This window comes from Actinomycetospora sp. TBRC 11914, from assembly GCF_012933465.1.
GTDB lineage: Bacteria > Actinomycetota > Actinomycetes > Mycobacteriales > Pseudonocardiaceae > Actinomycetospora.
On the sequence record NZ_JABBND010000014.1, the window covers coordinates 173061 to 184201 of the forward strand.

Below are 11141 nucleotides of genomic sequence, written 5' to 3' on the forward strand. Positions count from 1 at the left end.
CCGGTGAAGATTTCGCAGAAGGCCCTCCCGTGGATCCAGACCGCGATCCTGCTCGCGTTCGTCGCGGCGAGCATCGCGTTCTACGCGCTGTTCTTCGTGGGCGCCGGCGGCACCATCCCGCTGATCACGTCCACCCCGTACTCGGTGGTCTTCCAGTCGCCGATCAACAAGAACCTGGTCAACCAGAGCCAGGTGACGGTGAACGGGGTCGCCGCCGGCCGTGTCCTGTCCGTCGACGTCGTCGACGGCGTCGCGCGGATCCGCGCCGGCCTCGGTGACAAGCCCGAGCTCGCCCCGCTGCACCAGGGCGTCCGCGCGACGATCAAGACGAAGACGCTGATCAACGAGACCTACGTCGACATCACCGACGGCGACGGCCCGGCGCTGCCCGACGGCGCGCTCGTCCCGATGGGCACCGTGACCCCGCCGGTCGACACCGACGAGGTCATCCGCGCCCTGCCCCAGTCCGACCGCCAGGCCCTCGGCGGGACGCTCCAGTCGCTGGACGAGGTCACGGCGGGCAACCAGTCCGGCATCTCGCAGACGTTCGGCAGCCTCGGGGAACCCACCCGGTACGTGCCGGCCGCGCTGACGGCACTGAGCCGCCAGGAGATCGCGCTGCGCCAGCTCTCGGCGAACACCGCGAAGGTCCTCGACGCGCTCGACACGCGGCAGGGCCAGATCGCGGACCTCGTCAACGACGCGGACACGGTCACCAAGGTGACCGCGGGCAGCTCCGACGACCTGAAGGCCGTCATCGAGAAGCTGGCCCCGACCCTGTCGACGGCCCAGGACGCCAGCGGCGACCTCTCGCGGCTCGGTGGGGCGCTCCAGCCGTTCGCGGACAACCTCAACCAGGCCTCGGGGCCGCTGAACGACGCGCTCGCCCAGCTGCCGGGCACGTCGAAGGACCTGCGGGGCCTGCTGCCCGCACTGGACACGACCCTGCAGAAGCTGCCGCCGACGCTGCAGCGGGTGCCGGACTTCGCCGGCCACGTCCAGGACGTCGTGCCCCCCGGACTGCAGTTCTTCGGCGAGCTCAACCCGATCCTGGCCTACCTCAAGCCGTGCGGGCCGAACGTGGCGCCGTTCTTCACGAACTTCGCCGACGCGATCGTCCGGTCGACGCAGGCACCGAACGGCCCGGTCGGCGGCGTGGCGCCGACCTTCGGCTACGACAGCATCGCGCTCCCGCCCGGGGTCCCCAAGCCGATGCTGGGCGCCGGTCAGTTCTCCTACGACGTCGGCAATCCCCCCGGTGGGAGCAACGCCGGCTGCAACACCCCCCTGCAGCCCTACACCCGGTGACTGGCCAGGATCGCCCCGCATGAGGATGTCCTGGATCACACGGCGGGGAGCCCGCGACGACGCGGGCGCCCCGCCGCGGGTCTCCGTGCGCGAGCGGGCCGCAGGCGCCCGGCGGCGGGCGCTGCACCCGAGCCGCCGCGACCTCGTCACCGTGGTCGCGGGACTGCTCGTGGCGGTGTTCCTGGGGGGTGGGCTCGCGCAGGTACGGGTCGAGACCGGGGTGGACTCGTTCCTCCCCGCGAACGATCCGTCCCTCGCGCAGCTGAACCAGCTCGGGCAGTCGTTCGGCGGTGACCCGATCGTCGTCCTCCTGGAGAACCCGCAGCCCCGGGCGCTGCTGCAGACGGCGCAGCTCCCGGGGGTGCTCGCCCTCGAGAACCAGCTCGGGAACGAGCCGGACACCGCGGCGCTCTACGGGCCCGTCGGGACCCTGAACAACATCGCCGGTCAGGCCCAGCTCGTGGTCGCCGAGCTCCTCGGCCGCCGGGACGGCCTGACCAACGCGGCGCGGCAGGACGCCCAGCGCCGCGGCGCGTCGCCCGCCGACGTCGACGCGGCCGGCGCGGCGGCGCAGGCGCAGTTCGACAGCCGGTACGCGCCCGCGATCATCCAGGCCCTGCCGACCGGGCTCCCCACGTTGAAGAACCCCCGGTTCGTCGAGAACGTCGTGTTCGACTCGACCGGCGGGGTCAAGGCCCGCTGGCACTACGTGATCCCGAACCCGAACTCGCTCGCGATCCTGGTCCGCCCGCGCGCGGGACTCGACCAGGCCGGCACCCAGCGGCTCGTCGACCAGGTCACGCAGGCCGCCCACGCCGCCGCCCTCCCGCCCGGCACGACGATCACGGTGTCCGGGGTCCCGACGATCGTCGCGGGCCTCGGCCAGTCGGTCGACACCCAGATCCCGGTCATCGGCGCGATCGCGGTCGTCGCGATCGGCCTCGTCCTGTTCCTCGTCCCCTGGACCCGGCGGCGCCGCCGCCTGCTCCCGTTGGCGGTGACCCTGCTGGCGACCGGGATGACGGTGGCCGGGCTCGGGTGGATCCACCACCCGCTCTCCCTCGGGGTGCTGGCCTTCCTGCCGGTGCTCCTCGGGCTCGGCAGCTACTACCCGACGTACTTCGCGCAGCGGGCCCGCAGCCGGGTCGTCCTCGTGGTGGCGGCGGGCTCGGCGCTCAGCTTCGCGACGCTGGCCCTCACGCCGCTCGCCTTCGTGCGGGACCTGGGGATCACCCTCGCCGTCGGGATCGCGTTCGCCGTCGCGCTCGGCGCCCTGCTGGTGCGCCGCGGGACCGACGCCGACGACGGCGGGCCCCGCGAGCCGGTCCCGGCCCCGACCGCGTCGCGCCGGGTCCGCCACGGCGTGGGCGCGGGCGTGCTGGCCCTCGCGCTGGCCGGGTGGGCGCTGCTGGCGACGATGCCGCTGCAGACCAACATCCAGGACCTCGCCCGGGGGCTGCCGGCGATGGCCGACGCGGACCACGTCCAGGACGTCATCGGCACCAACGGCGAGCTCAACGTGGTGCTGCGTGCGACCGACGTCCCGGGGTCCCCGCCCGCCGACGTGCGCAGCCCCGAGGCGTGGCAGTGGATGGAGAAGGCGAACCAGCAGATCGTCGTCAGCCACGGCGACACCATGAACCCGGTCCTCTCGTTGCCCGGTCTGCTGGACTTCCTCGGGCCGACCCCGACAGCCGACCAGATCCAGGCCGGGCTGCGGCTCATGCCCGACTCGCTGACGAGCGCGGTGGTGCGCGGCGACGGCCAGGTGGCGAACATGTCGTACGGCGTGTCGCTGGACGACCTCGGTGACCTCGCGACGGTGACGGGGCAGGTGAAGGCCCAGCTCCCGCCGCCGCCCCCGGGCACGACCGCCGACCTGACGGGCCTGCCGACGGTCGCCGTGCGCGGCTACCAGGTGGTGTCCTCGGACCGGTACCTGGCCAGCGTCGCCGGGGTCGTGGCCGCCGGGCTGGTCCTCGCCCTGGGGCTGCGCCGCCGGGTCGACGCGCTGCGCGCGGTGTCCGCCGCGGTGATCGCGACCGGGGGCTCGCTGCTGCTGCTGTGGGCCACCGGGACCGCGCTGAGCCCGCTGACGGTGGCCCTCGGCTCGCTGACCGCGGCCGTCGGCTGCGAGTTCACGGTCATGGTGTCGCAGTCCGTCCGGCAGTCCGACCGCAGCCTGCGGCGCGCGGTCGCCCTCGCCGCCGGCACGTCGGCCATCGGCTACGCGGTCCTGGCCGTGTCCCCGCTCGCCCTGATGCGGGAGTTCGGCCTCCTGCTGGCCGCCTCCGTCGGGCTCTCGTACGCCGCTGCCCTGTTCGTCGTCTGGGTGTGGCCCCCGTCCACCCCGCTCTCCAGTGCCCCCACTGCCCCCGACGCGCCCGAGCCCGCTCCCCGTGCTCCCGCGTCGATAGGAGTGTCGTAGATGCTGACCCTCGAGCGACCGCGCGCCGTCACCTCGTCCGCCGTCGAGGCGATGCGCAGCCCGAAGCCCCCACGCACGCGCCTGCGCCGGGTGCTCGTCGGGATCGTGATCGCGGTCGCGACGGTGGCCTCCGCCCTGGCCGTCCCGACGCTCATGGGCCTCTTCCCGTCGGTGTATTCGCCGCCGCTTCCCGAGGGCGCCGCGTTCGCCGTCGGGAACCGGGTCGTCACCGCGGCCGAGTACGACAAGCGCCTGAAGACGATCGAGGCGCTCTACGGCGCCCAGGCCCCCGCCGACCCGGCCGGGGCGGACCGGTTCCGCCGGGACGCGGCGAAGGCGATGGCGGTCGCGGACGTCATGGCGAACGCCGAGGCCGACCGCAACATCGTCATCCCCGACACGAAGGTCCGCCAGCAGCTGACCGACATGATCAGCGCGCAGTACGGGCCGGGCCCGGACGGCGAGCAGAAGTTCGTCACCGCGCTGGGTCAGGTCGGCTCCTCCGAGCCGGAGGTGCTCGACGAGGTCCGTCAGCAGTACGCCGCGGCGGAGCTGATCAAGCAGGTGACCGACCCCGTCCAGGTGCCGGACAGCGACCTGCCCGCGGAGTTCCCGAAGTACGCTGCGCGGCTCGGCACCCCGGAGCAGCGCAAGCTCTCGAACATCGTCGTGCCCACCCAGGACCAGGCCAACGACATCCTCAACCAGCTGCGCGGCGGCGCCCCGTTCGCCGACCTCGCCCGTACCCAGAGCCTCGACGGCGCCACCAAGGCGGCCGGCGGCGACCTCGGGGACCCGGTGACGGCGGACAAACTGCAGCAGTCGTACGCGCAGGCCGCGTTCGCGGCCCCGCAGGGTCAGCCGTTCGGGCCGGTGCAGACCTCGCAGGGGTGGAACGTCGGCGAGGTCACCCAGATCCTCCCGGGCAAGCCCGCCGACTTCGCGCAGTCGCAGATCCCCCTCAAGCAGGCCGTCACCAACGACCGCAAGATCGCCGCCTGGAGCTCGTGGCTGCAGGACCAGCTGCGCAGCCAGGACGTGCGCTACGCCGACGCCTACCGCCCCGCCGACCCGGACGGTGCCCCGGCCGGCCTCGGCGGGACCCCCGGCCAGTGACGATCAGTGCGCTCTGGCTCCTGCTCCCCGCCGCGCTGCTGGTGCTGGTCGGGGTGTGGGGCTGGCGGAACGCGGGCGAGCTGGCGGCGTCGCTGCCGCTCGACGAGCGCACCCAGCAGAAGCGTCGCCGCGTCTACCTGCGCGGCTCGGTGACCTGCGTGGTGGTCGCGGTCGCCTTCGTCGGCCTCGTCATCGCCTCGTTCCTCTGACACCCCCGAACCCACCCGACCTGGAGGACCCATGACCGTCACCGTGCGGGCCGCCGTGCTACCCGTCCTCCTCGTCGGCCTCGCCGCGCTCGCGGCCTGCGGCGACCCGGTGGACGAGGGCCCGACGGCGCAGCTCTCGGGCGCGGACACGACGGTGCAGGTCCGGCCGAGCTTCTACGGCGCGACGCTGGCCGACGGCGCGGGCCACACGCTCTACCAGTTCTCCGCCGACACCGCCGGTACGCCCACCTGCGTCGACGCCTGCGCGCAGATCTGGCGCCCGTACATCGCGCTCGGCGAGCCCGGCCCGAAGGACGGCAACGTGCACGCCGTCGAGCCCGAGCAGATCGCCACCGTCACCCGGGCCGACGGCCGCCAGCAGGTCACCTACTTCGGCCACCCGCTCTACTACTTCGCGAACGACGGAGCGCCGGGCGACCCGGTCCACGCGGACGACGTCCGCGGCGCCGGCCAGCGGCAGTTCGGCGGGACCTGGTCCGCGGTGAGCGCGTCCGGGGTGCCGGTCGCCCCGAACGGGTCCACGGTCGTGCCCGACTGATCTCCGACCGGAGCGCCGGCGATGGCGCATTCCTGGCGTCGGACGCCGGAACGGCGCCGTTCACTCGTTCGCCGGTCCCCCTGCGAACCGCCAGCAATGGCGCATTCCTTGCGTCCGACGCCAGAACGGCGCCGTTCGCGCACCACAGCGACGTCGCGCTCAGATCACGTGGGCGATCGCGAGGGTCATGACGACCAGCGTGACGACGACGATCCCGACGATCGCCGCGCGGAGCATCTGCGGGTCGACGGTGATCCGCACGCCCCGCCGCGACGCCCCGTCGTCGTCGGCCTCGATGTCGGACATCCGCGGCGGGCCGAGGAAGTCCGAGACCTGGAACCGGTGGTCGAACTGCTCGTTGGTCTCGATCCCGGCCAGCAGCTCCGCCGCGCTCCCGGTGGTGATGATGCGGCCGTTGGCGAGGATGGCCAGGTGGTCGCCCAGCTCGCGGGCGAGCCCGATCCTGTGGGTGGTGAGCAGCAGCGTGCCGTGGGTGCGCTCCCGCCAGTTGGCCAGCGCCGCGAGGATGCGGTGCGAGTGCGCGGCGTCCAGGCAGACGTCGATGTCGTCGAGGATCAGGGCCGGGGAGTCGGTCACGAGCGCCCTCGCGAGCCCCAGCCGACGGCGGGCGTGCGCCGGCATGGTCTCGGGGCGCTCGTCGGCGACGTCGTCGAGGGCCAGCTCGTGCAGCCGTGCCATCGCGCGGCGCCTCCGCTCGGCCTCCGGCACGCGGTGGTGCTTGAGGCTGTAGTCGAGGTTCTCGTAGGCGGTCAACGACGAGAACAGCGACGAGTCGAACAAGGACGACCCGCCGAGCAGGACGCCCATGCCGTTGCGGATCTCGCGGAGCCCCTCCGGGCTCGCCTCCCACACGTTCCGGCCGCCGACCTCGACGGTGCCGCGGTCGGGCTCGAGCAGGCCGACGAGGTGGCGGACCATCGTCGTCTTGCCGGCACCGGACGGACCCATGACGACCGTGATCTCCCCGGCCGGGACGGCGAGCCCGAGCCGGTGCAGCACGGGGGAGCCGTCGATGACGGTCGTGATGCCCGTCAGCCGCATCTCCGGGGCCGGTGGTCGGTCGTCCGTCGGGCTCGCCCGGTCGCTCTGACCCCGCATCGCGTCCCCCGTCCCCGCCGACGGCCCCGGCGAGCCAGCCACAGTAGGGGGAGGACCAGTCCCGAGGTGCGATCGCCGTCAAGGCGTGTCCGGAAGGGGGAGGCCGGTGCCTCGCGCGGGGGACGCGGGCCCGGCCGAACGGTCCCCTACCATGAGTCGATGATTCCGCCCACCGTGACGCGCCCCGTGGTCGCGGTCTCCCGGTACTGGCGGGCCGGCCGCTATCCCTGGCAGCTCGTCGTCGCCGTCGTGTGCTGGGTCGTGGTGGCGGTCTCGCTGCTCACCTCGCGGATCGGGGCCCCGGAGCCCACCGACGCCGCCACGGCGGCGGACGCCCTCAACGCCGGCGCCGGCACCGTCGTCGCGCCCACCGCGCAGGACAACTGGTTCGTGCCGGTCCTGCCGTGGTTCGGGGTCCTCGTCCTGCTGCTCGCCGTGGCGCTCCTGCTGGGGCAGGGATGGGCCCGGATCGTGCTCGCCGCCGCCGGGCTGGTGGCCGTGGTGGGGCTGGCGACGGCCGCGCAGTGGCAGGTGTTCCCGGCACTGGTCGGATTCCTGGCGGGCTCGGTCTTCGGCGTGCTGCTCCCCACCCACCGCTACCTCCAGCGACCCCGCGACGACGGCGCCCCGGCCGAGTCGTCCACCGAGAGGACCGTGGTGCCCTGATGGCGTCGAAGCCCGCACCGAAGCCCCCGAAGGGTGCGACGACGCCCCCGAAGGCGTCCGCGTCGGCGCGCAGCGCGCCGGCCCGCCCCGAGGCGTCGCAGGTCGACGTCGGTGCCGTGGCCCGCGCCGTCAGCACCGGATTCCTGATCCTGGTCTTCGGCGGTCTGGTCCAACCGATCGTCAGCACCTACGTGCCGCTGCTCGGCATGTTCTGGCTGATCCTCGTCGCCGTCATCGCCTTCGCGTCCGCCGGCGCCCGGGTGGGGCTCGCCTGCCCCAACCCGCCGCTGCACGGTGCGGGCGCAGCAGTGATCAGCTACCTGCTCGTCGTGCCGCTGATGTTCCTGCAGGGCACGTTCAACCCGCTGTACTGCGTCTACTCGTTCGTGGCGGCCGCCGTCGTGGGGGCGCTGGCCGGGCGGATCGCCGCCCGCTCGCAGGCACCCCGGGCCTGACCCGGCGTCGTCGGTGCCCCGGTCGACGGCGGGCGCCCGTCACCTCGCCGTGACCGGCCGATAGCATGCCGTGACTCCGGACGCCAGGCCACCACAGGAGGATCTCCGTCTCATGCTCATCGGTGTGCTCGTGGTCCTGGCGGCCGCTCTCCTGATCAGTGCGTTCCTGACCGGCACGACGTGGCTGGCCGGCGCCGCCCTCGTCGTCAGCCTCGCCGCGGCGGTGCTCTACGTGCTCATGCTGCGCCGCGCCCCCGCCCCCGCCGATGCTCCGGCCGAGCCCGCGGCAGCCGCCACCGACTCGGAGCCCGCGACCGCCGACGCCGCGACGCCCGCCGCCGAGGCCGCGCCCGCGCAGCCCGCCGCCGCCGAGGCCGAGCACCCCGAGGTCGCGGAGCCGACGCCCGGCGCCGCCGAGGTCCCCGAGCCGACGCCGACGAAGACGCCGGAACCGGCCCCGACGCCCGTCGTGGTGACGCCGGAGCCGGCGACCGCGCGGGACGGCGCCGCCGTCGTGCACGTCGTCCCCGGTCGGATGCGCTACCACGTCGACGGGTGCGAGGTGCTCGACGGCCACGACGCCGAGGCCCTCACGGTGGACGACGCCCGCGACGAGGGCTTCACCGCGTGCAGCCGGTGTGCGGTGGGCGTCCGGACGACCGCGAAGGCCTGACGCCGTCGCAGCGTGTTGACCCTTCTGGCACGCTGGCGCTCGCTGTCGGGGTAGGGCCGTCCCCCGGAGGAGCGACGAGCGATGGCGAAACGGGAGGCCGGGTCCGCGCTGCTGACCGCGGCGCCGGAGATCGTGGTCGACGGCGTCAGCAAGTCGTTCGACGGCGACCGCGTGCTCGACGGCATCTCACTGACGGCCGCCCCGGGGCGCACCCTCGTGATCATGGGTCCCTCGGGGGTCGGGAAGACGACGCTGACCCGGATCCTGCTGGGCCTCGAGAGGCCCGACGACGAGTCCGGCGACGTGACCGTCGACGGGCACCCCGTCCACGACCTCGCCCCCCGGGAGCTCCGCGACCTCCGTCGCGGCATGGGGGTGCTGCTCGGCGGGACCTCCATCTACGACAGCTCGCTGTTCGCGTCGATGACGGCGTGGGCGAACGTGCGCTACCCGCTCGAGTCCCGCGGCTACGACGAGACCGTCGTCGAGGACCGGGCCTGGCGCCGGATGGTCGAGTTCGACCTCACCGAGGTCGCCCACCAGCTGCCTGACACGCTCTCGTCGGGCACCCGGCGGCGGCTCGCCCTCGCGAAGTCGTTCGTCGACGACCCGCACCTGCTGGTCCTCGACGACCCTGGGGCAGCCATGGACGTCGTCAACCGCACGGCGATCGTCGAGTCGATCCGCCGGGCCCGGGCCGGCACGGACGCGACGATGGTGCTCACCTGCCACGACATCGCGATGGCCCGCGCGCTGGGCGACGACCTCGTCGTGATCCTCGCCGGCCGGGTGGTCGCCCGCGGTCCGGCGGCCGAGCTCCTCGAGGGCGTCGTCGACGCCGACACCTGGGACGAGCGGTTCGCGTTCCGGGCCTCGTTCGCCCAGACCGACGACCGGAGCCGGAGCACGCTCGACCGGGTCGAGGACGCCCGGCGCGAGACGACCTCGTGGCAGTGGGCGGTCTACCTGGTCCTCGGCCTCATGGCCGTCGCGACCCTCGTCGCCCTGCTCTCGGGTGTGATCGACAACGTGTTCACGTTCCTCTGAGAGGTCACTCGGTCGTGTGAACGGTCTCCCGCGGTGGGCGACGTGGCGTAACAACCGCTCGTCCGGAGGAGATGCACCCGGCAAGAGCCGGGACACCGCCCGGCCGGATCGTCGGGGGGATGATCGTCGTGGGCCGCTGCCGCTGTGGCGCCGCTCTGGTTCCGGACCTGCACTTCTGTGTCGCCTGCGGGGAACGGCAGTCACCGGCACGCCCGGTGCCGGCGGGTGTCGGGGCGCCGATGGCGATGGCGGGCGCTGCACCGGCTCCCGGTCCTCGTCCGCTCCCCCGTCCCACGCCCCCGCCCTCGTGCGCCGCGTACGGCGCCGCGCCGCTGCCGCACCCGATGCCGGCCGGCCCCGTGATGGCCCCGCTCGCGCCGGCCCCGCAGCGCTCGACCGTGCCGTGGATCGTCGCCGGCGTCTCGGTCGTCGTCGCGGTCGTCCTCGTCGCGGTGGGTGTGCTGGCGGCACGTCCCGCGGTGATCTTCGGTGCTCCGGCGACGACCCCGGTCGTGACCCCGACCGTGACCGTCGGCGTCCCCGTGCCCGCGGTCGCGTCCTCCGCCACCGGCTCGTCGTCCGGGTCGTCGTCCGGGCCTTCGTCGTCCGGGCCTTCGTCGTCGGGGGGCTCGTCGTCGGCGGCGCTCGAGGCGCAGGTCGCCTCGGACCGCTCGACCGTGGAGGGGCTCGTCGGCGAGTGGGTGCCGCAGCTGTCGGCCAAGAAGGACGGCCTGGTCGCCGACGGCATCACCTACGACGACGCCGCGATCCTCGCCCACTTCACGACGCTGCAGGGTCGCGACCCGTCGGCGGTGATGCTGTGGTCGGGCGACTGGCCGGTGTTCAACGGCGGGAACTTCTGGGTCGTGGTGCACCCGCAGGGCTTCTCGACGGCGGCCGCCGCGAACGCCTGGTGCGACGCCCAGGGGTTCTCGAGCGACGACTGCTTCGCGAAGAAGCTCTCCCACTCCGGCGGCCCCGCCGGCACGACCGTGCAGCGCTGAGCCGGCACGGACGGGCCCCACACACGACGACGCCGGCCCTCCCGGAGGGGAGGACCGGCGTCGTCGCGCGCTGGGGGAGCGGACTCAGAAGTGGAAGCCGCTGAGCAGGCCGCTGCTCTCGGACTTCGCGTCCTTGGCGCCGTCCTTCAGGGAGTGCTGGTCCTTCTTGGCGTCGGCCTTGGCCGAGGAGGCCTTCGTGGTGCCGTCCTTCTTGGCGTCGGCGGCCTTCGACTGGGCCTTCTTGGCGGCGTCGGTCTTCGGCGCGTCGACCTTGGGGGCGTCGAGCTTCGGGGCGGCCGGGGCCGGGGCGGCCGTCGAGGACGACGGGGAGCCCTGGGCGACACCGAGCATGCGGGCGATGAGGCCCTGCTGCGGCGCGGGCTGGGCCGGCTGCGCGTAGGCCGGCTGCGCGTAGGCGGGCTGGGCGTAGGCCGGCTGCGCGTACGCGGGCTGGGCCGTCGCGGGCTGGGCGTAGGCGGGCTGCGCCGTGGCCGGCTGGGCGTAGGCGGGCTGCGCGGCGGCGGGCTGGGCGTAGGCCGGCTGCGCGGCGGCGGGCT

General features: G+C 74.1%; 12 protein-coding genes. 10 read left to right on the top strand and 2 right to left on the bottom strand.

What is annotated here, in order from left to right:
• Window positions 1-3 precede the first annotated feature (3 nt).
• The 5 genes from HH311_RS21085 to HH311_RS21105 are packed head-to-tail and all read left to right on the top strand — an operon-like array spanning window position 4 to window position 5620.
• Window positions 4-1308 (top strand): MlaD family protein, encoded by a 1305-nt coding sequence (locus HH311_RS21085; protein ID WP_169185637.1) that lies wholly within the window; start codon window positions 4-6, stop codon window positions 1306-1308.
• Between the two features lie 19 nt (window positions 1309-1327).
• Window positions 1328-3736, top strand: coding sequence for an RND transporter (locus tag HH311_RS21090; RefSeq protein WP_169185638.1), 2409 nt, complete (start codon window positions 1328-1330; stop codon window positions 3734-3736).
• Window positions 3737-4852 carry a peptidylprolyl isomerase gene (locus tag HH311_RS21095; protein ID WP_169185639.1) on the top strand — a complete coding sequence of 372 codons (1116 nt, stop codon included), beginning with the start codon at window positions 3737-3739 and terminating at the stop codon, window positions 4850-4852.
• Window positions 4849-5061 (top strand): hypothetical protein, encoded by a 213-nt coding sequence (locus tag HH311_RS21100; protein ID WP_169185640.1) that lies wholly within the window; start codon window positions 4849-4851, stop codon window positions 5059-5061. The genes HH311_RS21095 and HH311_RS21100 overlap by 4 nt, the downstream gene beginning before the upstream one ends.
• Window positions 5062-5092: 31 nt before the next feature.
• Window positions 5093-5620 (top strand): hypothetical protein, encoded by a 528-nt coding sequence (locus HH311_RS21105; protein ID WP_169185641.1) that lies wholly within the window; start codon window positions 5093-5095, stop codon window positions 5618-5620.
• A 159-nt stretch (window positions 5621-5779) separates the two neighbouring features.
• Here the strand turns inward: HH311_RS21105 and HH311_RS21110 are convergent, their stop codons facing one another.
• Entirely contained in the window at window positions 5780-6739 is a 960-nt protein-coding gene (locus tag HH311_RS21110) for an ABC transporter ATP-binding protein (RefSeq protein WP_169185642.1), read from the bottom strand.
• Between the two features lie 159 nt (window positions 6740-6898).
• Here HH311_RS21110 and HH311_RS21115 point away from each other — a divergent pair, with 159 nt between their 5' ends.
• The 5 genes from HH311_RS21115 (at window position 6899) to HH311_RS21135 (ending at window position 10584) form a co-directional block, all read left to right on the top strand.
• Entirely contained in the window at window positions 6899-7405 is a 507-nt protein-coding gene (locus HH311_RS21115; RefSeq protein WP_169185643.1) for a hypothetical protein, read from the top strand.
• Window positions 7405-7860 carry a hypothetical protein gene (locus HH311_RS21120; protein WP_169185644.1) on the top strand — a complete coding sequence of 152 codons (456 nt, stop codon included), beginning with the start codon at window positions 7405-7407 and terminating at the stop codon, window positions 7858-7860. The genes HH311_RS21115 and HH311_RS21120 overlap by 1 nt, the downstream gene beginning before the upstream one ends.
• A 112-nt stretch (window positions 7861-7972) precedes the next feature.
• Complete coding sequence (locus HH311_RS21125; protein WP_169185645.1) at window positions 7973-8533, top strand: hypothetical protein; 561 nt, start codon at window positions 7973-7975, stop codon at window positions 8531-8533.
• Between the two features lie 81 nt (window positions 8534-8614).
• Window positions 8615-9580 (top strand): ATP-binding cassette domain-containing protein, encoded by a 966-nt coding sequence (locus tag HH311_RS21130; RefSeq protein WP_169185646.1) that lies wholly within the window; start codon window positions 8615-8617, stop codon window positions 9578-9580.
• Between the two features lie 344 nt (window positions 9581-9924).
• Entirely contained in the window at window positions 9925-10584 is a 660-nt protein-coding gene (locus HH311_RS21135; RefSeq protein WP_169185647.1) for a hypothetical protein, read from the top strand.
• A gap of 84 nt (window positions 10585-10668) precedes the next feature.
• Here the strand turns inward: HH311_RS21135 and HH311_RS32780 are convergent.
• Window positions 10669-11141 (bottom strand): hypothetical protein (locus HH311_RS32780; RefSeq protein ID WP_396027456.1); only part of this gene is annotated, 473 nt, incomplete at its 5' end.

What these genes read in the sequence shown, in the direction of transcription:
- HH311_RS21095 (WP_169185639.1), top strand. Translation starts at nt 3,737, where the DNA reads ATGCTGACCCTCGAGCGACCGCGCGCCGTCACCTCGTCCGCCGTCGAG.
- HH311_RS21090 (WP_169185638.1), top strand. Translation starts at nt 1,328, where the DNA reads ATGAGGATGTCCTGGATCACACGGCGGGGAGCCCGCGACGACGCGGGC.
- HH311_RS21125 (WP_169185645.1), top strand. Translation starts at nt 7,973, where the DNA reads ATGCTCATCGGTGTGCTCGTGGTCCTGGCGGCCGCTCTCCTGATCAGT.
- HH311_RS21115 (WP_169185643.1), top strand. Translation starts at nt 6,899, where the DNA reads ATGATTCCGCCCACCGTGACGCGCCCCGTGGTCGCGGTCTCCCGGTAC.
- HH311_RS21135 (WP_169185647.1), top strand. Translation starts at nt 9,925, where the DNA reads ATGCCGGCCGGCCCCGTGATGGCCCCGCTCGCGCCGGCCCCGCAGCGC.
- HH311_RS21110 (WP_169185642.1), bottom strand. Translation starts at nt 6,739, where the DNA reads ATGCGGGGTCAGAGCGACCGGGCGAGCCCGACGGACGACCGACCACCG.
- HH311_RS21105 (WP_169185641.1), top strand. Translation starts at nt 5,093, where the DNA reads ATGACCGTCACCGTGCGGGCCGCCGTGCTACCCGTCCTCCTCGTCGGC.
- HH311_RS21120 (WP_169185644.1), top strand. Translation starts at nt 7,405, where the DNA reads ATGGCGTCGAAGCCCGCACCGAAGCCCCCGAAGGGTGCGACGACGCCC.
- HH311_RS21130 (WP_169185646.1), top strand. Translation starts at nt 8,615, where the DNA reads ATGGCGAAACGGGAGGCCGGGTCCGCGCTGCTGACCGCGGCGCCGGAG.